Annotated in this window: 17 protein-coding genes and 2 pseudogenes; 13 read left to right on the plus strand and 6 right to left on the minus strand. The window is 72.5% G+C overall.

What is annotated here, in order from left to right:
• Positions 1-26 precede the first annotated feature (26 nt).
• From ACFXPL_RS31285 to ACFXPL_RS31295, 3 genes are all read right to left on the minus strand, one after another.
• Positions 27-698: an endonuclease gene (locus tag ACFXPL_RS31285; protein WP_384925944.1), complete on the minus strand. Its 672-nt coding sequence runs from the start codon at positions 696-698 to the stop codon at positions 27-29.
• A 400-nt stretch (positions 699-1,098) separates the two neighbouring features.
• Entirely contained in the window at positions 1,099-3,753 is a 2,655-nt protein-coding gene (locus ACFXPL_RS31290; RefSeq protein WP_384925946.1) for an FtsX-like permease family protein, read from the minus strand.
• Positions 3,750-4,622, minus strand: a complete 873-nt coding sequence (locus ACFXPL_RS31295) for an ABC transporter ATP-binding protein (RefSeq protein ID WP_384925986.1) — start codon at positions 4,620-4,622, stop codon at positions 3,750-3,752. Before ACFXPL_RS31295 ends, ACFXPL_RS31290 begins: the two co-directional genes overlap by 4 nt.
• A gap of 166 nt (positions 4,623-4,788) precedes the next feature.
• On the opposite strand from ACFXPL_RS31295, the gene ACFXPL_RS31300 reads away from it, so the two are divergent.
• From ACFXPL_RS31300 to ACFXPL_RS31330, 7 genes are all read left to right on the plus strand, one after another.
• Positions 4,789-6,036 carry a sensor histidine kinase gene (locus ACFXPL_RS31300; RefSeq protein WP_384925948.1) on the plus strand — a complete coding sequence of 416 codons (1,248 nt, stop codon included), beginning with the start codon at positions 4,789-4,791 and terminating at the stop codon, positions 6,034-6,036.
• Between the two features lie 4 nt (positions 6,037-6,040).
• Positions 6,041-6,685 carry a response regulator gene (locus ACFXPL_RS31305; protein WP_384925950.1) on the plus strand — a complete coding sequence of 215 codons (645 nt, stop codon included), beginning with the start codon at positions 6,041-6,043 and terminating at the stop codon, positions 6,683-6,685.
• Between the two features lie 170 nt (positions 6,686-6,855).
• The gene (locus ACFXPL_RS31310; protein ID WP_384925952.1) at positions 6,856-8,088 is read left to right on the plus strand and encodes a serine hydrolase domain-containing protein; all 1,233 of its coding nucleotides are present in this window, start codon (positions 6,856-6,858) and stop codon (positions 8,086-8,088) included.
• Positions 8,089-8,457: 369 nt separating this feature from the next.
• Positions 8,458-8,622, plus strand: a complete 165-nt coding sequence (locus ACFXPL_RS31315; protein ID WP_384925954.1) for a hypothetical protein — start codon at positions 8,458-8,460, stop codon at positions 8,620-8,622.
• A gap of 95 nt (positions 8,623-8,717) precedes the next feature.
• The gene (locus ACFXPL_RS31320) at positions 8,718-9,011 is read left to right on the plus strand and encodes a Dabb family protein (RefSeq protein WP_384925955.1); all 294 of its coding nucleotides are present in this window, start codon (positions 8,718-8,720) and stop codon (positions 9,009-9,011) included.
• A 175-nt stretch (positions 9,012-9,186) separates the two neighbouring features.
• Positions 9,187-10,035, plus strand: coding sequence for an RNA polymerase sigma factor SigF (locus tag ACFXPL_RS31325; protein WP_384925957.1), 849 nt, complete (start codon positions 9,187-9,189; stop codon positions 10,033-10,035).
• A 233-nt stretch (positions 10,036-10,268) separates the two neighbouring features.
• Positions 10,269-11,150 (plus strand): RNA polymerase sigma factor SigF, encoded by an 882-nt coding sequence (locus ACFXPL_RS31330; protein WP_384925959.1) that lies wholly within the window; start codon positions 10,269-10,271, stop codon positions 11,148-11,150.
• A 149-nt stretch (positions 11,151-11,299) separates the two neighbouring features.
• Here ACFXPL_RS31330 and ACFXPL_RS31335 read toward each other — a convergent pair whose 3' ends face one another.
• On the minus strand, positions 11,300-11,509 hold the full coding sequence (locus ACFXPL_RS31335) for a hypothetical protein (protein ID WP_384925960.1): 210 nt from the start codon (positions 11,507-11,509) through the stop codon (positions 11,300-11,302).
• Positions 11,510-11,817: 308 nt separating this feature from the next.
• Between ACFXPL_RS31335 and ACFXPL_RS31340 the strand changes: the two are divergent.
• The 6 genes and pseudogenes from ACFXPL_RS31340 to ACFXPL_RS31365 form a co-directional block, all read left to right on the plus strand.
• A pseudogene (locus ACFXPL_RS31340) lies at positions 11,818-12,279 on the plus strand (MarR family winged helix-turn-helix transcriptional regulator); the annotation flags it as partial.
• A gap of 157 nt (positions 12,280-12,436) precedes the next feature.
• Positions 12,437-14,995, plus strand: coding sequence for an MFS transporter (locus ACFXPL_RS31345; RefSeq protein WP_384925962.1), 2,559 nt, complete (start codon positions 12,437-12,439; stop codon positions 14,993-14,995).
• A gap of 108 nt (positions 14,996-15,103) precedes the next feature.
• On the plus strand, positions 15,104-15,931 hold the full coding sequence (locus ACFXPL_RS31350; protein WP_384925964.1) for a YceI family protein: 828 nt from the start codon (positions 15,104-15,106) through the stop codon (positions 15,929-15,931).
• Positions 15,932-16,015: 84 nt separating this feature from the next.
• A complete protein-coding gene (locus ACFXPL_RS31355; RefSeq protein ID WP_384925966.1) occupies positions 16,016-16,480 on the plus strand; it encodes a PPOX class F420-dependent oxidoreductase in 465 nt (154 codons plus the stop codon).
• 516 nt (positions 16,481-16,996) lie between these two features.
• Positions 16,997-17,155: pseudogene (locus ACFXPL_RS31360) on the plus strand (DUF397 domain-containing protein); the annotation flags it as partial.
• 522 nt (positions 17,156-17,677) lie between these two features.
• Positions 17,678-18,535, plus strand: coding sequence for a hypothetical protein (locus ACFXPL_RS31365; protein WP_384925968.1), 858 nt, complete (start codon positions 17,678-17,680; stop codon positions 18,533-18,535).
• Positions 18,536-18,621: 86 nt separating this feature from the next.
• Here ACFXPL_RS31365 and ACFXPL_RS31370 read toward each other — a convergent pair whose 3' ends face one another.
• Together ACFXPL_RS31370 and ACFXPL_RS31375 are read right to left on the minus strand one after the other, a co-directional pair.
• On the minus strand, positions 18,622-19,425 hold the full coding sequence (locus ACFXPL_RS31370) for a TetR/AcrR family transcriptional regulator (protein ID WP_384925970.1): 804 nt from the start codon (positions 19,423-19,425) through the stop codon (positions 18,622-18,624).
• Between the two features lie 44 nt (positions 19,426-19,469).
• Entirely contained in the window at positions 19,470-21,023 is a 1,554-nt protein-coding gene (locus tag ACFXPL_RS31375; protein WP_384925972.1) for an MFS transporter, read from the minus strand.
• Between the last annotated feature and the right edge of the window lie 7 nt (positions 21,024-21,030).

Below are 21,030 nucleotides of genomic sequence, written 5' to 3' on the forward strand. Positions count from 1 at the left end.
AGCCGTCGTACGGGAGGGGTGAGAGCCTAAGCTGGCGCGGCGGCGCCTGTCCGTTTCCGTACGTCGTCCACCACCGACCTGTCGAGCGCCGCCCGTACCAGGGCCGCCGCGAAGACCGCCAGCTCGGGCGCGGTCACCAGCTTCGCCAGTTCGCCGGCGCTCGTGGGCAGCCCGAGGCGCCGCGCCCCCTGGGCCGCCTTGCCGTCGAGGTAGGGCTCCAGCTCGGGCCAGACCCCCTGGACCTCGCGCAGGAAGATGTCCGCGCCCGCGGGGCCGATCCCGGGCAGCTCCTGGAGGAGGTCCCGCATGCGTCCGGGGTCGCCGGCGGCCTCCTCGCGCAGCCGCCGCAGGTCGCCGCCGTACCGCTCGCGGACGAACGCCGCGCCCTTGCCGAGGGTGGTGGACGTGCTCTCGTCGTAGCGCCGGTAGTGGCCCGCGCCCAGCGCGTCCACCCGCCGCTGCCAGGTGGCGTCCTGCATCCGGCGCGGGGTGCGCAGGTCCGCCTCGAAGAGTTCGTGGGCCGCGTCGACGGCGACCGAGGCGCGGATACGGGCGCTGAGCAGGCAGGCGAGGACGAGCAGTTGGTAGAGCGGCTGAGGAGTGTCCCTGAGCCGGATTCCGGCCTGGGCCGCGTAGGTCTGTCCATGGGTGTCGAGCAGTGCGCGGGCGGTTTCGCGGCGCGTGACCGTGGCGCTCATGGCGTCCTCCCTGAGCCGGTGGGGCGGCGCTTCGGACTCCGTACGACTGAATTGTCCCAAATCGCCTGGACGGGCGCAGAAGCGGAGCCTGGACGGGCGGAGACCGGGCCGTGGAGCTACGCCGACCGCCGGTGGTAGCGGCGTTCATGCCGGCCGCGCCGTAGCGCGGGGACACCTCGACGCTGCCGACCGTCGTCAGGTGTTCGAGGCAGTGGCGGGCGGACCGCACTCTTCTGTTCACCCCTCGGACCCTGTGTTCGGCGCGCGGGCTACGTGTTCGGCGCGCGGGCCGTGCGCCACTCGGGCCATGCGCCGCTCGGGCCGTGCGCCGCTCGGGCCGTGCGTGCGCCGCTCACCCGCGGTCCCGGCGGGTGAGCGGCGTCCCACGGCCCCGGGGGCGTCACGTCCGCGTGCGCATCGCCTCCAGGGGGTGGGCCCGCAGGACGCGGCCCGCCGGGATACGGATGGCCAGGACCGCCGTCAGGACCGTGACCGTCACGATCGCCGCGAAGACCCAGGCCGGGCCGGCCGGGATCGGGTTCGCGGTGAGGCGCAGGGAGAGGACGGCCAGGGGGACGGCCGCCGTGACCGTGCCCAGGAATACCGCCGTCGCCGCCAGGAACGTGGTCTCCGCCGTCAGCATGCGGGCGATCTGGGCGCGGGTGCCGCCCGAGAGGCGGAGCAGGGCGAGTTCGCGGGTCCGGGCCGTCGTGGTGGTGACCAGCGTCGTCGCCGACGAGAGGGCCACGTACCCGAGGATCACCGCGAGCAGCAGGCGGTTCAGCCAGTCCTGGGAGCGGGTCTGCGCGTCCTGGGCCGCCTGGAGTGCCGTACGGTCGCCGACGACCAGGCCCGGGTGGTCCTTCGACAGGGCGCCCAGGGCCGCGGCCACCGCCGCCCGGTCGTTCCCGGTGGAGGCGGCCGTGGCGACGAGGACCGTGTCCGCGAGGCGGTCCGTCGTGTGCGGGAGGACGGTGGCCGCCGGGAGCAGGACGTCGCCGAAGCCCAGGTTGGGGCGGAACACGGCGACCACCCGGGGCTTCACGCGCGTGCCGTCGCCGAGGACGAGGTCCACCCGGTCCCCGACACCCTTGCCCAGCCAGCGCGCCTCCGTGCCGCTCAGCGCGACGGTGTCACCGCGCAGGTCGTCCAGGGTGCCCGAGGCGACCGGCAGGTCCAGCGTGCCGCGGAGGCCCGCCGCGTCGACCCCGTACGCCGTCGAGCGGGACAACGGCTCGTCGAACAGGGTGGGTCCGACCGCCACCACCTCGGTGGCGACCAGCGGGGTCACCGCCGTCACGCCCGGTACGCGGCGGGCCGCCGCCGCGACGTCCGGGGAGACCCCGCCCGCGCCCGTCACCACGTACGGCGCGACCGTCGCCGCCCGCGCCTGGTACCCCGTCGCCTCCGACAGCGTGGTCTGGCTGTAGAACTGGCTGCTCGCGAAGCCGATCGTCAGCGCCAGCGGGGTCACCGCCGCCGCCAGCCGCCGCGAACCCGCCGCGCTGTTGGCCGCCGCGAGGTAGCCCGCCACCCGGAAGTGCCGCAGCAGCCCCGCCCCGGCGATCCGGGCGAGCGCGGCCGTCAGGCGCGGGCCGAGCATCGAGAGGGCGATCAGGGCGAGCATCGAGCAGAGCACGGCGGGCACCGCGGCCAGACTCTGCGGTACGGCCACCACCGCGCCCAGCGACACGACCGCGAGACCCAGCACGGCGTACCCGCCGACGATCCGGCCGCGCCCGATGTCGGGGCGCTCCACCACGGACTCCCGCAGCGCCGCCACCGGACGGATCCGCACCTGCTTACGGGCCGCGGCCCACACCGCGAGCCGCGCCGTACCCAGGCAGAGCAGTACGGCGGCCACCGCGGGCACCGGGCCGACCGACAGCGCGAAGCCCTCCTCGATCACGCCGATCCTGGCGAACCCGTCGCGCAGCGCCTGTGCCGCGAGATATCCCGGCGCCACGCCGAGCAGCGCCGCCGCGCCCGTCACCAGCAGCACCTCGGCCGCGAGCATCCGGTGGATCTGCCGGGGCGTGGCCGCCACCGCGCGCAGCAGGGCGACCTCGCGCCGCCGCTGGTGCACCACCAGCGAGAGCGTGCCTGCCACGACGAGCAGGACGATCATCAGGACGAAGCCGCCGAACGAGCCGGAGACCAGGGTCAGTACGGAGCGCGACCGCGCCGCCCCCAGGAACTCGACCTCGCCGCGCTCCACGCCCGAGCGCACCACCGCCCGGCCGTCGCCGTACCCCTGTTCCTTCAGGGCGTCCGCCACGCGCTGGGCGAGCGTGCCGTCCTCGGACGTGAGCAGCCCGGCCAGGCCGGCCGGCGCGTCCGTCCGTACGCCCGGCTCCGCGAGGATCCCGACCGCCACGACCTCCCGGGGGTGCCCGGACAGGACGCGCGCGCGGTCGTCGGTGAAGAACAGGGCCGACCGGTGCGGCGGTCCGTCGCCCTTCGGCGGCGCCGCCACCCCGGCGACCCGGTACGGTACGGTGCCGTCCGCCGTCGCGATCCTTACCGTCGAGCCGACACCGGCGCCCGCGCGCTCCGCGGTGTCCGCGTCCAGCACCACCTCGCCGGGGCCGCGCGGCGGCGCGCCGGCGCGCAGCGTGTACGGGGTGAGCGCGGCCGAGCCCCAGCCGTGGCCGAGCATCGCGCCGCCGGACGGGGCGGGGACCGTACGGTCGTCCGCGGCCACCAGGGTGACGGGGAAGCTGAGTTCCCCGATCGCCTCGCGGACGCCCTGGACGGCCGCGACCGTCTCCACCAGTCTCACCGGCAGCATCGCCCGCTCCGGCAGCGTCTCCACGAGGTCCGGGCCTTCCTTCACCTCCGCCCTGACCGACTGGGCGGCGCCGACGACGACCGGGGCCGCCGCGTACCGCTGCGGGGCGATCCCGGCGAACAGGCCCGACTGGAGCAGGACCCCGCAGGCCGTCACGAGGATCGCGCCGCCGAGGACCGCGAGGAACGACGCGGTGAACTCGGTGCGCCGGGCGCGGATGGACTGCCGGGCGAAGGCGAGGGCGGAACTCCTGGGGTTCTTCACCTCTCCCCCAGTCGCGTCATCCGGGCCGCCACCGACTCCGGTGTGGGCGCGTCGAGTTCGCCGACGATCCGGCCGTCGGCGAGGAAGACGACGTGGTGCGCGTACGAGGCGGCGACCGGGTCGTGGGTGACCATCACCACCGTCTGGCCGAGCGTGTCGACCAGCCCGCGCAGCAGCCGCAGCACCTGCGCCCCGGTGTTGGTGTCGAGCGCGCCCGTCGGCTCGTCGGCGAAGACGACGTCGGGGCCGGTCACCAGGGCGCGGGCGATGGCCACGCGCTGCTGCTGGCCGCCGGAGAGTTCGTTCGGCCGCCGGTCCAGCAGCCCGTCCAGCCCGACCGCGGAGACGATCTGGGCCAGCCGGGCGGGGTCGGCGGTACGTCCCGCGAAGCGCAGCGGCAGGGTGATGTTGTCGGTGATGCCGAGCGCGGGGATCAGGTTGTACGCCTGGAAGACGAAGCCGATCCGGTCGCGCCGCAGCTCGGTCAGGGCGGTCTCGTTCAGCGTGGACAGGTCGGTGTCGCCGAGCAGCACCCGTCCCGACGCGGGCCGTTCCAGGCCGGCCGCCAGGTGCAGGAACGTGCTCTTGCCCGATCCGGAGGGGCCCATGACGGCGGTGAACGCGCCGCGCCGGATCCCGGCCGTCACCTCGCGCAGCGCGGTGACCTCGGCGGAACCGCCGGAGCCGCCCACGCCCTTCGCACCCCCGGAACCGCCCGTGCGCCCCGTGCGGCCCGAGCCGCGGGAGCCGCCGGAACCACCGGCGCCGCCCCGGCCGTACACCGCCGTCGCCGCCTCCAGCCGTACGGCGAAGTGCGGCCTCGCCTCCGGGGCACGCGCCCCTCCCGGCTCCTTGAGCCACCCCTTCATCCCCATGACCCGACCCTTCACCCGTGCATCCGGCAGTGGAGTCGAGCGCTGGACCGCGTCGACGCCCTGACGGTAGGTCGGAGCCATTGACACGAACCATCCCGCGCGTGCCATGATCGAAGGTAGAGCCAACTCCACCATGCGCGTGCCAGGGAGCAGCCCCGACGTGACCGACCCCGCCCCGGGCCGACAGCGGCCCCGGTTCCAGACGTGGGCGCGGGAGTCATTCCGGCAGCTGAAGTTCCTCGCGATCGGCGCCGGTTCCGGCATCGCCTCCTGGTTCGCCCTCATCGCGCTCGTCCTGAGCGTGGCGCCGCTCGTCACGCTGCCGCTGCTGCCCCGTACCGCCAGGGGCATCCGCCGTCTCGCCGCGTTCGAGCGCCGCCGCACCGGCGACTTCCTCGGTACGCCGGTCCCCCCGCCCGCGCGGGAGGCGGCCGACGACCACGCCGACCTCGCCACCGTACTGACCAGCCCCGGCACCCGCCGCGACATCGGCTGGCTGACCCTCCAGGCCACGCTCGGCACGCTGACCGGCCTGGTGGGCGTCGGGGCGCCGGCGGGCGTGGTGCAGAACGTGGTGGTCGCCGCGCTCTGGCCCGTCATCCCAGGCGCCGAAACCACGCTGGGCGCCCCGGTCGGCTCGTGGGTAGACGCCGGCCTCGCACTGGCCACCGCCGCCGGGTACGGCGCGCTCGGCGTGCTCCTCGCGCCCCCGCTGGCCCGCTGGTACGCGCGGCTCAGCGCGGCGCGGCTCGCGCCCCCGAGGACCACGCTCGTGGAGCGCCTGGCCGAGGTCACCGCCACCCGGGCCGGCGCGCTCGAAGCGCACGGCACCGAGCTGCGGCGCATCGAACGCGACCTCCACGACGGGACGCAGAACCGTCTCGTCGCCGTCGTCATGCACCTCGGCATGGTCGAGCGCGCCCTGCTCCGCGACCCGGCGTCCGCCCTGCCCATGGTGCTCACCGCCCAGAACGCGGCCACCGAGGCGCTCGGCGAGCTGCGTGGGGTGGTCCGCTCCATCTATCCGCCCGTCCTGACCGACCGCGGGCTCTCCGGCGCGGTGGCGGCGCTGGTCTCGCACTGCGCGATCGACTGCACCCTCGACACGGGGGAGCTGCCGCGCGCGCCCGCCGCGGTCGAGGCCGCCGCCTACTTCGTGGTGGCCGAAGCGCTCACCAACGCCGTCAAGCACAGCGGGGCGCGGCGGATCGCCGTATCGCTCCACGCCGAGGACGGCCTGCTCACCGTCGAGGTCACGGACGACGGCAGCGGCGGCGCGGACGAAGCCCTCGGCACCGGGCTCGTCGGGATCGAGCGCCGCGTCGCCGCGTTCGACGGGACGACCCGGCTGAGCAGCCCGCGCGGCGGCCCCACCGCGCTGCGCGCCACCATCCCCCTAGGAGTGTGAACCCGTGCGGATCGTGATCGCCGAGGACGACGCCCTGCTGCGGGCGGGCCTCACCCACCTGCTGCGCGCCGAGGGCATCGAGGTCAGCTCCGCCGTCGGCAACGGCACCGACCTGCTGGCCGCCGTCGCCGCCGACCGGCCAGACGTCGCGCTCGTGGACGTACGGATGCCGCCGACCTACCGCGACGAGGGGCTGCGCGCCGCCGTGGAGGCACGGCGCAGGCAGCCGGGGCTCGCGGTGCTCGTCCTGTCGGCGCACGTCGAGGACAGTTACGCCACCGAGCTGCTGGCCGACGGCAGCGGCGGGGTGGGGTATCTGCTCAAGGAGCGGGTGGGGAAGGTCACCGACTTCCTGGAAGCGCTCCAGCGGGTGGCCGACGGCGGTACGGCGATGGACCCGGAGGTCGTCGCCCAGTTGCTGGTACGCCGCCGGGCCGACGACCCGCTGCACAGCCTGACCCCCCGCGAGCGCGAGGTGCTGGGGCTGATGGCGGAAGGCCACTCGAACGCGACGATCGCCGGTCTGCTGACCGTCTCCGCGGGCGCGGTGCACAAGCACATCGGCAACATCTTCAACAAGCTGGGGCTGCCGACGACGGACGCCGGCCACCGGCGCGTGCTGGCCGTGCTCGCCTACCTGCGGGCGTAGGGCATGGGGCACAGGCCTGTCCGACATCCCGAAGGGCCGGCCGGGGGGTGTACTCAGCACCACCCTCCGTACGCCTGCAAGCCGGATTACGCCCGCACAGGGGCGGCGGGCAGACTTGGATGCCTGCCCGGTCGCCACGACCCGGCCGACCGCCCTGGAGGAGTTTCCGCATGTCCGAGCACGTCCCCACCCCCGCCGTCCGCCGCCGCGGCCCCCGCCGTCGGATCACCGCGCTGACCGCGATCACGCTGGTGGCCGCCCTGGGGCTGCACACCGCGTACGCGGTGGCCGACACGGGCGGCGGCGACGGTGACACGAGCCGGAGCGGCCCTCAGGACAAGCAGGGCGAGCAGGACACCCAGGAGACCGGTGTGATGCGGGGGCTGGTGGACGAGCTCGTGCGCGACGGCGTACGCCCCGGCGCCCTGGTCGCCACACAGGAACGGGACGGCCGCACGCGGACGTACGCCGCCGGGACCGCCGACCTCGCGACCCCGACCCCGGTCCCGGCCGACGGGCAGATACGGATCGGCAGCAACACGAAGACGTTCACCGCGGTGGTGGTGCTGCAACTGGTCGGCGAGGGAAGGATCGGCCTCGACGAGCCGGTCGAGACGTATCTGCCGGGCCTGCTCCGCGGCGAGGGGATCGACGGCCGCGGGATCACCGTACGCCAGCTCCTCCAGCACACCAGCGGCCTGCCGGAGTACGTCCAGGCCGTCGCGGGCGACTACGCCGCGTTCCAGCACCGCTACACGGAGCCGCGCGAACTGATCGACATGGCCCTGGAGGGGAAGGCGTCCTTCCAGCCCGGCGAGCGGTGGGAGTACAGCAACACCAACTACATCGTCGCGGGGCTGATCGTGCAGAAGGTCACCGGCCGGCCGCTCGGCGAGGAGATCACCCAGCGGATCATCCGGCGGATCGGGCTCCGGCACACGTACTTCCCGCGGCCCGGCGAGATGACGATCCGCGAGGAGCACCCCAAGGGCTACCACGCGGACCAGCCGGGCAAGCCGCTGCGCGACGTCTCGGTGTCCGACCCCAGCTCGGCGTGGGCGGCGGGGGCGATGGTCTCCACCAACGAGGAGCTGAACCGGTTCTTCACCGCGCTGCTCGACGGGGAGCTGCTGGAGCCGGAGCAGCTCAAGGCGATGCGCACCACCGTCGAGGCCACCGGGCACCCGTCGGCCGGCGCCCGCTACGGACTCGGCCTGAAGAGCCAGCCGCTGTCCTGCGGCGGCGTCTACTGGGGGCACGGCGGGGACATCCCGGGGTACGAGACCCGCGGCGGCGTCACGGACGAGGGCCGGGCCGTCAGCTTCGCGGTCACCGTTCTGCCCGGCGGGCTCTCCGACCTTCAGCAGATCGACGACGCGGTGGACAGCGCGCTCTGCCGCTGAGACCGGGGAACGCGGAGACCGCGGGACGCGGAGCCCCGAGGAGACCTGGCGGGGGGAGCGGCATCGGGGGGGATGAAGCCGCTCCCCCCGGGGAACCGGCCCCTTGGGCCCGCACCGCGTCAGGGGGGAGTGCGCGGCACGGGCCCCGCAGAGGGGGGCCGGTTCGTCGCCCGCGGACTCTTGCCGGATCCGCGGGGCGCCACTCCATCGTGCGGCCCTCCCGCATCCGCGCCACCCGGCAAAGGACCCGGACTTCCGGGCCCTTGGTCCATAAATGCCGTGTCAAGGGAAAAGCAGCCTGAGGCCATTGCCGTTCATACGGTTAGACTCTCGCGACCGCACGTGGGGAGACCGGGAAGGAAGCGGCCGATGGGGCAAGCGAAGAAGATCGTGCTGTACGGGCTCGCCGTCTTCGTGCTGTACACGATCATCACCTCCCCCGACCGGGCCGCGGACCTCGTCCAGGTAGGGTTCGAGGGCATTTCGAGCGCCGCGCAGGGCGTCGGGGACTTCATGTCGGCGCTCATCGACTGACGCCGCGACCGGCGAAGCCTGCCGGGAGGGGCGCCAGGCGCTCATCGCCCAGACGCCGTGCGGGACGCGGCGCCGTCCGCCCCAAGGAGTGCCCCTTGATCCGCCACCTGGTCCTCTTCAAACTCGACGAGGGCGTCCCGCGCGACGAGCCGCGGGTGGCCGCCGGCGCCAAGGCCCTCACGGAGCTGGGCGGGCAGGTCCCTGACGTGGAGTTCTGGGAGTGCGCCTGGAACATCACCGACCGGCCGATCGCCTACGACTTCGCCGTCAACTCGGCCGTCCCCGACCGCGACGCGCTCCAGCGCTACCTCGACCACCCGGCGCATCAGGCGGTCGTCGCACAGTGGCGCGAATTCGCCACCTGGGTGATCGCCGACTACGAGTTCTGAGCCGTTCACCCGCCTGCCCCACACCTCCCCGGTGTGGGGTTTTTGGGTTTATTACCCCATCCCACCGTCAACACGGTTTTTCCGGGTGCTTGCACACAGTGGACATGTCTTGTGATGCTATGACCGCTTTTGACGGATGAGTTGACGTAGTCGACCGCAAAGGGGTGGCGTCACCGTGCCGGCCAGTACTACGCCTCAAGTGCCGCCCCAGATCGAAACCGAACGCCGGACCGAGCCCGAGCAGCGGACCACGGCACAGAGCCGCGGCGCGGACACCCGGGCGCTCACCCAGGTCCTCTTCGGCGAACTGAAAGGGCTGGAGCCCGGCACCAGGGAGCACGCCCGCGTGCGCGGGGCGCTCATCGAGGCGAACCTGCCGCTCGTGCGCTACGCCGCCGCCCGCTTCCGCAGCCGTAACGAGCCGATGGAGGACGTCGTCCAGGTCGGCACGATCGGGCTGATCAACGCCATCGACCGGTTCGATCCGGAGCGCGGCGTCCAGTTCCCCACCTTCGCGATGCCGACCGTCGTCGGCGAGATCAAACGCTACTTTCGGGACAATGTGCGGACGGTCCATGTGCCGCGCCGGCTGCACGAGCTGTGGGTCCAGGTCACCGGCGCCACCGAGGACCTGACGACGGCTCACGGCCGCTCCCCCACGACCGCCGAGATCGCCGAGCGGCTGAAGATCTCCGAGGAGGAGGTGCTCGCCTGCATCGAGGCCGGCCGCTCGTACCACGCGACCTCCCTGGAGGCCGCGCAGGAGGGCGACGGACTCCCCGGGCTGCTGGACCGGCTCGGCTACGAGGACCCCGCGCTGGCCGGGGTGGAGCACCGCGACCTGGTCCGGCATCTGCTGGTGCAACTGCCGGAACGCGAGCAGCGGATCCTGATGCTCCGGTACTACAACAATCTGACGCAGTCACAGATCAGCCAGGAGCTGGGCGTATCCCAGATGCATGTGTCAAGGCTTCTCGCCCGCAGCTTCGCCAGGTTGCGATCCGCAAATCGGATCGAGGCTTAACCCCCAGGGGTAGAACCCCGGACCTTCCTCCCCCGTGACGAAATACCGCATAGCACCCCTTTACCGGACGTACCCAGCACTCACATGTCGACTTGTCACTACAGCGTGTTGCCGACATGTGACATTCTGCTGGAACCGCGTTTGCCGCAGCCTCGGCACCGGTATTCAGGTGGAGGCTGCGTTCCTCCGACGGGAGCGGCCGACGCGACCGTCCGCGACCTCAAGGGGGTGGCATGTCCGTAGAACAGGGCAGCTCGAAGGTGCTCACGCTCACAAAGAGCGCTCCCGCGCCCAATGCTCTCGACCATGTGGACCAGGACCGTGTGGTCCGGCCACGGGCGTCCCAGCCGGAAGCCATCGACACCCGTACTCTGTCCCGCTCCCTGTTCCTGCGGCTCGCCGTGCTCGACCAGGACAGCCCGGAGCGCACCTACGTACGCGACACCCTCATCGAGCTGAACCTGCCGCTGGTGCGGTACGCGGCGGCCCGGTTCCGCAGCCGTAACGAGCCGATGGAGGACATCGTCCAGGTCGGCACGATCGGCCTGATCAAGGCGATCGACCGGTTCGACTGCGAACGGGGCGTGGAATTCCCGACGTTCGCGATGCCGACCGTCGTCGGCGAGATCAAGCGCTTCTTCCGGGACACGTCCTGGTCGGTACGGGTGCCGAGGCGGCTCCAGGAGCTGCGCCTCGCGCTCACCAAGGCCAGCGACGAGCTGGCGCAGAAGCTGGACCGCTCGCCGACCGTGCCCGAACTCGCCGCCGTACTGGGCGTGTCCGAGGAGGACGTGGTCGACGGCCTCGCGGTCGGCAACGCGTACACGGCGTCCTCGCTGGACTCGCCCTCGCCGGAGGACGACGGCGGGGAGGGCTCGCTCGCGGACCGGCTCGGTTACGAGGACATGGCGCTGGAGGGTGTCGAGTACCGCGAGTCGCTGAAGCCGCTGCTCGCCAAACTCCCGCCCCGCGAGCGGCAGATCATCATGCTGCGGTTCTTCGCGAACATGACCCAGTCGCAGATCGGCGAGGAGGTCGGCATCTCCCAGATGCACGTCTCGCGACTGCTGACCCGTACGCTCGCGCAGCTGCGGGAAGGCCTGATCTCGGACTGAGGCACGCGGACCCCGCCCACCGTCCCGCCTTCGGGAAAGCCCGGCTTTCCGGAGAAGGCGCCGGACGACGACGCGGGCGGGGTTCCGGCATGACGAGCCTGCCGGGTCCGCGGAGTCCCGCGTGACCCTCGGTGCCACAGGTCCCGCTATCAGACGAAGGCCAGCCAGGCCACCACGGCCAGGACCACGACGGCCGCGACCACACCGATGATCACTCCGGTCTTCGGCCCGCTCTGCTGCGGAGGCGCCTGCCGGCGCTGCGGCTCTCCGTCGTCGACAAACGCACGGAACATCTGGGTGCTGCCCGCCGGGTCAGGAGTTCCCTCGGGTCCCTGCGGGGCTTGGGGGTTGTGTGCCATACGGCAGGACCCTAGCGAACCCGTGCGCCCCGCCCAACCCCGGGCCCGGGACGGATGGCCGGCCGTGGCCGTTCCGTATCCCTTGATCGTCCCGGATCCCCTCCGCGATCTTCCCGGATCCGCTCCGCACCCTCCCGCGGCCCTCCCCGCGATATCACCCATCTCACCCATGACCTTCCGCATGACCTTCCGCATGCGAAGCCTTTTGGGTTCCTTTACCGCGAAGAGCCCGATTTAGTTTGCCTTCAGCAACCAACTGATCCTATGGTCTTATGGTTGCCCTAAGCAACAAGATGTCGGGAGGGGCCATGGCGGCCGCACACAGTCAGTACGCCGAACTTTCCCGGCAGATCAGTGCCGTCGGGGCCGTCAAACGCAGCCTCGCGCGGATTCTGCCCGCCGACTGCCCGGGTGGCTCCGCCGCCGTACTGACCCTGCTGGAACGGCACGGCGGGATGCGCATGAGCAGACTCGCCGAGCTGCTGGCCGTCGACATGTCGGTGACCAGCAGACATGTCGCGCACGCCGCGGAACGTGGCTGGATCGAGCGGTTGCCCGACCCCGCCGACAAGCGTTCGCGCATCCTGCGGCTCACGCCCCCCGGGCGGGAACTGCTCGGTGAGCTGGACCGGCGGGTGACCGACATGTTCGCCCGGACGCTCGACGACTGGACGGACGACGAGGTCGGACAGCTCAACGCGCTGCTCGCCAGGTTGCGCAGCAGCTTCGGCGACTGCCGCGACCGGCACGAAGGCCGGTACGACAGTCGGTACGACAACCGATACGAAGGCCGGCCCGACAGCGAGCGCGACAACGAGCGCGATCGCCGGGAGGACCAGCACGACAGCCGGCCCGAGGGCCGGCCCGACACACAAGACTCATACGCCCGTACACCCATGCGGCAAGAGACGTAAGACAAGGAATCACATGGCTACGACCACACCAACGGGTGTGCGGGGCGGCCACGCCAAGCGCGGCGGCGACCCCGCCCCCGCGAACGGCACGCCGATGTCACACCGTCAGATCATGGAGGCGCTTTCCGGACTCCTGCTGGGCATGTTCGTCGCGATCCTCTCGTCGACGATCGTCTCCAACGCCCTTCCGGAGATCATCTCCGACCTCGGCGGCGGCCAGAGCGCCTACACATGGGTGGTGACCGCGTCGCTGCTGGCGATGACCGCGTCCACCCCGCTGTGGGGCAAGCTCTCCGACATCTTCAGCAAGAAGCTGCTGGTCCAGATAGCCCTGGTCATCTATGTCCTGGGCTCCGTGGTGGCCGGCCTCTCGCAGAACGCGGCGATGCTGATCGTCTGCCGGGTCTTCCAGGGCATCGGGGTCGGCGGGCTCTCCGCCCTCGCCCAGATCGTCATGGCCGCGATGATCGCCCCGCGCGAGCGCGGCCGGTACAGCGGCTACCTCGGCGCGACCTTCGCCGTCGCGACCGTCGGCGGCCCGCTCCTCGGCGGTGTCATCACCGACACCTCGTGGCTGGGCTGGCGCTGGTGCTTCTACGTCGGCGTGCCGTTCGCGATCATCGCGCTGATCGTCCTGCAGAAGACCCTGAAGCTCCCCGTCGTCAAGCGCGAGGTCAAGGTCGACTGGGGCGGCGCCTTCTTCATCAGCGCGGCCGTCTCCCTGCTGCTCCTCTGGGTGACCTTCGCGGGCGACAAGTACGACTGGATCTCGTGGCAGACGTACGCCATGGTCGGCGGCTCGGTGGTGCTCGGCGCGCTCTTCGTGCTCATCGAGTCGAAGGTCAAGGAACCGATCATCCCGCTGCGGCTGTTCCGTAACCGCACCATCACCCTCGCCTCGCTCGCCTCGCTCTTCGTCGGGGTCGCAATGTTCGCGGGCACCATCTTCTTCAGCCAGTACTTCCAGCTCGCCCGGGGCAAGTCGCCGACGATGTCCGGCGTCATGACCATCCCGATGATCGCCGGACTGTTCCTGTCGTCCACGATCTCCGGACAGGTCATCACCAAGACGGGCCGCTGGAAGATCTGGCTGGTCAGCGGCGGCGCGCTCACCACGGCGGGGCTGGCGCTGCTCGGCACGATCCGGTACGACACCCCGTACTGGCACGTGGCCGTCTACATGGCGGTCATGGGCCTCGGCGTCGGCATGATGATGCAGAACCTGGTCCTCGCCACACAGAACCAGGTGGCCCCGCAGGACCTCGGCTCCGCCTCCTCCACCGTCACCTTCTTCCGCTCGCTGGGCGGCGCGGTCGGCGTCTCGGTGCTGGGCGCGGTGCTCGGCAACCGGATCACGCACTACGTGAAGGAGGGCCTGGCCGACCTCGGCCCGCAGGGCGCCGCCCTGGGCCACGCCGGTACGGGCGGCGGCGGCATCCCCGACCTCGCCGCGCTCCCCGCGCCGCTGCGGCCCGTCATCGAGGCCGCGTACGGCCACGGTGTCGCGAACGTCTTCCTGTACGCGGCTCCGGCGGCGCTGGTCGCGTTCATCCTGACGCTCTTCATCAAGGAGGTCGCGCTGAAGACCCGGGCCGGCGACGACAGCACCGGGAACACCGCGGCCACCGCCGAGATCGTGCCCGAGCCGATCGCGGCGAGCGCCGGAGCGACCGCGGCGGCGGCGGTGCCCGCCGCCTCCGTGGCCCCGATGGCGTCCCTGAGCGCCGGAGCCGCCCCCGGGGCGGCCCCGGCAGCGGCCACCGCGACGGCCACGACCGCGTTGATCACCGCGTCGGCCGGAACCCCCGGCTCCGCCGTGCGCGGTGCGGTGCTCGGCTCCGAGGGCGCCCCGGTGCCCCGCGCCGCCGTCACCCTGATCTCCCTGGCCGGACGCCAGTTGGCCCGCTCGGTCGCGCAGGCCGACGGCGGCTACTCCCTGGACGCGCCGGGCGCGGGCTCGTACGTCCTGATCGCCTCCGCCGACGGCTTCCAGCCGCAGGCGTCCACGGTGGTCGTCGGGGACGAGCCGCTCGCGTACGACATCCTGCTCTCCGGTACGAGCGGCCTCAGCGGGACCGTTCGGGCGCTGGAAGGCGGCGCCACCGTCGAGGGCGCGATGGTCATCGTCACCGATGTACGCGGCGACGTGCTGGCCACGGGGAAGTCCACCGAGCGGGGCGAGTTCGCGTTCGGTGAGCTGATCCCCGGCGCGGTGACGGTCGCGGTGAACGCGGCGGGCTTCCGTCCGCAGGCGCTGCCGGTGGAGATCGGCGGCCAGGGCGTCACCCGTGTCGACGTCGCGCTCCAGGCCGGCGCCCTGATCCAGGGCACGGTCCGGGCGGGCGCCGACCGGCGGCCCGCGCAGGACGCGCGGGTGACGCTGGTCGACGCGGCCGGGAACGTCGTCGCCACGGCGACGACCGGGGACGACGGGGCGTACGCCTTCGCCGACCTGGACTCGGGCGAGTACACGGTGATCGCGACCGGATACCCCCCGGTGGCCGGTGCGTTGACGGTCGCGGGCCGCGGGATCGACGGCCACGACATCGAACTCGCGCACCCCGGAGCGTAGTTGTTTCCCCGGTGTGGGGGTGTCAGGCCGTACCCTGCCCGACACCCCCGCACCGGGGCCCTGTTGAGGGTGGGCATCGGGATCCGCATGATCGAGGAGAGAACAGGGATGGGACTTCGCGGACAGGTACGGACGCGCGACGGCTGGGCGGTCCAGCACGCGATCGTGACCATGACCGACATGACGGGCACGCAGGTGCTGCGGACGGGGGCGGACGAGGAAGGGGCCGTACGGGACGACTCGCCGCTCGCGCCCGGCCCGTACACGGTGGTCGTCACGGCCGTCGGCTACGCGCCGGTCGCCTCCACCGCACTGGTCACCAGGACCGGACGGGCGGACCTCGGCACGGTGACGCTGGCCAGGCAGGGCGGCGTCGAGCTGCCGCCGCCGGGGGTGTGGAGCATCGACCCGGCGCACTCGTCGGTGGGCGCGGTGGCCCAGCACCTCGGGATCTCCAGCGTGCGCGGGCGGTTCACCGAGTTCGGCGGCCGGATCGAGATCCTGGACACCGGCGGCGGGCCCGAGCAGGCGCGCGTCGAGGCGGTCATCAGCGCGGCGAGCATCGACACGGGCAGCAAACTGCGCGACAAGCACCTCAGGTCGCCGGACTTCCTGGACGTGGAGCGCTTCCCGGAGATCACGTACAGCGGTACGGGGGTGACCCCGGCGGGCCCGGACCGCTGGAAGGTGCACGGCCGGCTGGCGCTGCACGGCGTCGTACGGGAGCTGGACCTGGACCTGAGCTACCTGGGTACGGGACCCGACCCGTGGGGCGGCGTACGGGCGGCGTTCCACGCCACGACGGAGCTGCACCGCGCGGACTTCGCCATGAACTACAACCAAGTGGTACAGGCGGGGATCGCGGCGATCGGGACCACGCTCCGTGTCGAGCTGGAGATCCAGGCGGTGCGGGGGGAGAGCCTCCCGGACGTGTAGGACGTGCGGGCACCCGCGGGGACGCGGGGATACACGGCCCCGGAGGTCCGCCTCCGGGGCCGTCGACGTCATAGGCTGCGGCCCATGGCACCGAACATCGCAACGAACACGACCGTGGATCTCGCCGGACTGCTGGAGTTCGTACGGCCCCGGCACCGCGCGATCCTGCTGACCACCCGCGCCGACGGCCGCCCCCAGGGCTCCCCGCTCTCCTGCGGGGTGGACGACTCGGGGCGGATCGTCGTCTCCACTTACCCCGGGCGCGCGAAGACGCGCAACGCCAAGCGTGACGAGCGGGTGAGCGTGATCGTCCTGTCGGACGACTGGAACGGCGCGTGGGTGCAGGTCGACGGTACGGCCGAGGTCATCGACTCCCCCGAGTCGGTCGAACCGCTGGTGGAGTACTACCGGAACATCGCCGGGGAGCACCCGGACTGGGACGAGTACCGGGCGGCGATGGTGAAGCAGGGCAAGTCGATCATCCGCATCACCCCGGAGCGCTGGAGCCCGCTCGCGACGGGCGGCTTCCCGGCGCACCTGGCGCCGTAGGGACCGCTGTGCGCGGGACCCGGGGCCGGGCCGGGGCCGGGGCCGCCGTGTGCGGATCCCGGGCCGGGGGCCAGGGCCGGGCCCCTGCTTTCTGTTCGCTCCGCCGCGTGGGACTCCCGGTACGTACAGGCCCTGGCGGGAGGCCGTCCCACGGTCCCCATCAGGGCTTCCTGCGGCTCCGCCCGGAACACCGGGAGGGTTCGCCGGCGTGTGAACGTGAGCGCCGGCAGCCATCCGGCCGCCGCGCAGGCGGCGAGCGTGGAGGCGACGACGAGTGTGGTCCGTACCGCGCGCATGGCCCGTGCGGCATCAGCGGGGCGCATGTCGTCGCCGGGCCCGTCGCCGCGACCGGAACGGGAACGGAAGCCGGAGCCGTAACCGGTCGTACCAGCGGGGTTTGCGGTGTCTCCGGCGGTGACTCCGGCGGCGGGGGCGTGGCGTCTGGCGCGGTAGTGCGTACGCGGGTACGGGCGCGGGCAGTGCCCTGGTCAGTCAGGTGAGAAAGGGCTTCCTGCGACAACCGATTCGCTCCGCTGGTTCAAGTCCTCCTACAGCTCCAACGGCGGCCAGTGCCTTGAGGTCGCCGCCGATCTGATCGCCTCGCACGGCACCGTCCGACCTTGCGGTACAGCGCCTACTGGTTCACCGGGCCCCCATCACCCTCCCCCGGAGTGATGGGGGCCGGCCCGTCCTCGGCCGGGAGTCGAGCGTGGTCCGCCCGGCCCGCGCACCACGCCCGCCCCGGGCGCATCGCCGGCAGCCCTGAGCGCTGTCCGCGAGCGCCGAATCGTCTACGCGGCAAGTTCGAAGCGGCGGAGGAGCGCCCGGAAGCACGGTGCGGCAGCGGCCGCTCGGGGCTTGAGCTTCGGGGGTCGGGGCGAGGGGGCGCGAGGCGTTGAGCTGGGGGGTTGAGGGTGGCGGGTGGCCCGGGGCTTGAGCTTCGGGGGTCGAGCCCTGCTTGTAAGGAATGGTTGGTTCTTGTTTCCCACCCACCCTCCCTGCCCCGGTCGTTGACGTTTTGCGACCGGTTTGCCACGCAGGGTGATATCCGTCTACCGTGCCCTGAACGGAAGACGGTCCCCGCCCGGTGTTGTCGCACCTGACGGAGACCTCACCAACCAGATCAAAGGGTTGATCTTTATGGCTGCTCCGCAGTTTAGTGTTGCGCCGCCGCGCGTGCACTCCCCTTCCTGTTCGATGGCCAGTGCCGGGTACGGCAAGCGTTCGGTTGCCGGTCAACCGGGCCCCTCCGCACACGACTTCGCGCTCCTGCCTGGACGTGAGGCGGCCATCGCCGGGTTCATCGACGGGCTGCCCGACGGGGCCGACATCTCGGTGAAGGCGCTGGCCAAGGTGATGGAGTACGGGCAGTGCGCCTTACGGACGGCCCTGAACTTCCTTGAGCGGGCAGGGCATTTGTTGCGGCGACGGGAGTTCCTGGTGGGGGCGGGTGGCGGGCAGTGGGTCACCCGTACGTGGTTCTCCCGCACCGCCCGAGAAGATGACGCCTGGGGTGTGCCCGTCGACGCGGGCGAGCCGACCACGGGGACGGCGACCGTCACGGCCCCGCCCCAGGCACCGGCCCCGGTTCCCCTCGCGGTGCCCGGCAGGCGGCCGACGCGTTCGCGCGGCTACCTCCTGCTCGCCTCGGTCGGTCGGCGGTGTCCCGCCCTGTCGTTGTCCGCCGCCGACTGCGCGGCGCTGGAACCGCTGGCCGCCGAGTGGTTCGTACGCGGGGCCGGTGAGGAAGATGTGCTGCGCGCCCTCACCGACGGGCTGCCCTCGCCCGTACACCACGCGGCCGGGCTCGTACGGTCCCGGCTCACCGCCAAGCTGCCGCCCGAACCGGTGGACATGCCGGTCGCGCCGGGGCCGGTGGCGGCCGTGGCGGAGTGCGGCACCTGTCGGGCACCGGCGCGGCCCGCGGCGCTGGTCGACGGGGAGTGCGGGGCCTGCCGGGGCGCGCCGGCGCCCGTACGCCATCCCGCCGCGCTGCCACCGAACCGGGTCCGAGCCCGCGCCGCCGAAGTACGGAAAGCCGCCACCCGCGCGTAGGTGGCGCGCCGGACGAGGGGCCCGCACAGCGGTGGCGAGGGCGGGCGCGCCAACTGATGGACGGACTGACGGGCCGGGGTCGTATATCAGGCCCGGTCCCGGTCGGCGGCGCGGTCCCGCATCGCCTCGATGCCCGCGATGAGGAGTTCCAGCGCGAAGACGAAGTCGCGCTCGCGCATCTCCTCGACCGTGTCGCCGCCGCGCGCCGCCATCATCTCGCCCGCGTTGTCGAACGACCCCTCGTAACCCGGCTGTTCTCCGATGGCTCCCATCGCCTGCCGGAAGTACGCGTCCTGGGAGAGCCCGGCGTCCGCGCAGCGCTGGACGAAGTGGCCCTCGATGGTGCCGAATCCGTACACGAACTGGAAGACCGCGGCCAGCCCGCCCATCTGGTCCTGGCGCGCCAGTCCCGTACGGCCGAGGACCGCCTGGACGGCCGCCGAGAACTCCATCGACCGCGGGCCGATGTTCAGGAACCTGCCGACGAGCGGCGAGACCCAGTGGTGGCGGACGAGCACCGTCCGGTAGCTGGCGGCGAGTTCACGGAGCTGGTCGCGCCAGTCGGCGTCCCCGTCGGACGGATCGGGGACGCCGACCTCGCCGAAGACCGCGTCGAGGGCGAGTTCGAGGAGGTCGTCCTTGGTGTCCACGTACCAGTAGAGGGACATCGCGGTCACGCCCAGCTCGGCGGCGAGCCGGCGCATGGAGAACTTCGCCGGGCCCTCCGCGTCGAGCAGCGTCACGGAGACCGCGGTGATGCGGTCGCGGTCGAGCCCGGTGGGGTGGTCCGTGCCCGTACTCGCGTGCTTGCGGCCACGGCCCGCCGGCTTCCCCTCCAGCCATACGCTGGTACGGACGGGGCGCTGGGCGCTGTCGGTCTCCGACACCATGGGTGAGCCTCCTCGTTTCCTCATGCTAGTGCGGCGACCACGTGCTAGGCCGCCTCGGGCGGAGCGCCCGACGGAGCCCCTGACGGTGCGTCCGTACTCCCGTCCCTGCCCCCGTTCGCGCGCTCCGCCCTGCGCAGCAGCAGCGCCGCCAGCAGCCCGCCCGCGAGGACGGCCACGGCGCCGACGAGCTGGCTCGTCTCCAGCCCCCTGGCGAACGCGTCCGAGATCCGCAGCCGCTCCGCCGCGCCGTCCGCCGCCGCGAGCGCCGCGGGCAGCGAGGCGGCGCCCACAGCCGCTGGTACGAGGGCGGCGAAGCGGGCGTTGAGGACCGCGCCCAGCACCGCGACGCCGAGGCCGTTGCCGAACTCGGCCAGCGTGCCGTTGATGCCCGCGCCGACCCCGGCCTTCTCCGGCGGGATCGCGCTCATGATGGCGTTGGCCATGGCCGGCATGGAGAGCGACACGCCCGCGCCCATCACGACCAGCCCGAGCAGCATTCCGCCGTACCCGTGGGCGCCGAGCAGCGCGATCGAGGCGAGTCCGGCGGCCACCAGCGACATGCCGGTGGCGATCAGCCCCGGGGTGCCGATCCTCGGCAGCAGCCACGCCGCGACGCCGAGGAGGTTGAGGACGATGACGGTGAGCGCGAGCGGCGCCGTCCGCAGACCGGCGTCGAGCGGCCCGTACCCCAGGACGAACTGGAGGTGCTGGGTCAGCAGGAAGAGCGAGCCGGTCATGCCGAAGGCGACGAGGACGGCGCCGCCGACCGCCCCGACGAAGCGCTGGTCGCGGAAGAAGCGCATGTCCAGCATGGGGTACGGGGTCCGTAGCTCCCAGAGGACGAAGGCGCCGAGGACCAGCACCCCGACGGTGGCGGCGAGCAGGACCTGGCCGGACGCCCAGCCGTGGTCGGGGCCCGAGATGATCGCGTACACGACGGCGGTCATCCCGATGGTGGAGAGCAGCGCGCCGAGCAGGTCGGGGCGGTCGCCCTCCTTGGTCCTCGACTCGGGTACGAGGGCGACGACGGCGATCAGACCGATCACGGCCACGGGGATGTTGATCAGGAAGATCGCGCCCCACCAGAAGTGTTCGAGCATGACCCCGCCGAGCAGCGGACCGGCCGCGAACCCGAGGGAGTTGACGGTCGACCAGAGGCCGATCGCCTTGACCCGTTCGGTGTCGTCGAAGATCTGGACGACGACGGCGAGCGTCGTGGTGATCAGCAGCGCGCCGCCGACACCCATCCCGGCGCGGGCGGCGATCAACTGCGCGCTGGTCTGCGAGAGTCCGGCCGCCAGGGAGCCGATTCCGAACAGCGCGAGCCCCGCGATCAGCAGCTTCTTGCGGCCGTAGCGGTCGGCGGCGTTGCCCGCGGTGAGCAGCAGGCCCGACTGGACGAGGGAGTAGGCGTTGACCATCCACTGGATGTCGGCGGTGGAGGCGCCCAGCTCGCGGGTGAGGGAGGGGATCGCGACGCTGAGGATGGTGTTGTCCAGCAGCACGGTGATCTGGGCGAGGCAGATGACACCGAGGATGAGCCAGCGCTGGGGGTGCCGGGCGGGGGCGGTCTGGTTCTCGGCGGCCGTCGCCGGCATGGGGACT

This window comes from Streptomyces sp. NPDC059092, assembly GCF_042756365.1.
GTDB lineage: Bacteria > Actinomycetota > Actinomycetes > Streptomycetales > Streptomycetaceae > Streptomyces.

Coding starts and splice junctions, on each gene's coding strand:
- ACFXPL_RS31285 (WP_384925944.1), bottom strand. CDS start 698: ATGAGCGCCACGGTCACGCGCCGCGAAACCGCCCGCGCACTGCTCGAC.
- ACFXPL_RS31295 (WP_384925986.1), bottom strand. CDS start 4,622: ATGAAGGGGTGGCTCAAGGAGCCGGGAGGGGCGCGTGCCCCGGAGGCG.
- ACFXPL_RS31310 (WP_384925952.1), top strand. CDS start 6,856: ATGTCCGAGCACGTCCCCACCCCCGCCGTCCGCCGCCGCGGCCCCCGC.
- ACFXPL_RS31315 (WP_384925954.1), top strand. CDS start 8,458: ATGGGGCAAGCGAAGAAGATCGTGCTGTACGGGCTCGCCGTCTTCGTG.
- ACFXPL_RS31330 (WP_384925959.1), top strand. CDS start 10,269: ATGTCCGTAGAACAGGGCAGCTCGAAGGTGCTCACGCTCACAAAGAGC.
- ACFXPL_RS31335 (WP_384925960.1), bottom strand. CDS start 11,509: ATGGCACACAACCCCCAAGCCCCGCAGGGACCCGAGGGAACTCCTGAC.
- ACFXPL_RS31345 (WP_384925962.1), top strand. CDS start 12,437: ATGGCTACGACCACACCAACGGGTGTGCGGGGCGGCCACGCCAAGCGC.
- ACFXPL_RS31350 (WP_384925964.1), top strand. CDS start 15,104: ATGGGACTTCGCGGACAGGTACGGACGCGCGACGGCTGGGCGGTCCAG.
- ACFXPL_RS31355 (WP_384925966.1), top strand. CDS start 16,016: ATGGCACCGAACATCGCAACGAACACGACCGTGGATCTCGCCGGACTG.
- ACFXPL_RS31365 (WP_384925968.1), top strand. CDS start 17,678: ATGGCCAGTGCCGGGTACGGCAAGCGTTCGGTTGCCGGTCAACCGGGC.
- ACFXPL_RS31370 (WP_384925970.1), bottom strand. CDS start 19,425: ATGGTGTCGGAGACCGACAGCGCCCAGCGCCCCGTCCGTACCAGCGTA.
- ACFXPL_RS31375 (WP_384925972.1), bottom strand. CDS start 21,023: ATGCCGGCGACGGCCGCCGAGAACCAGACCGCCCCCGCCCGGCACCCC.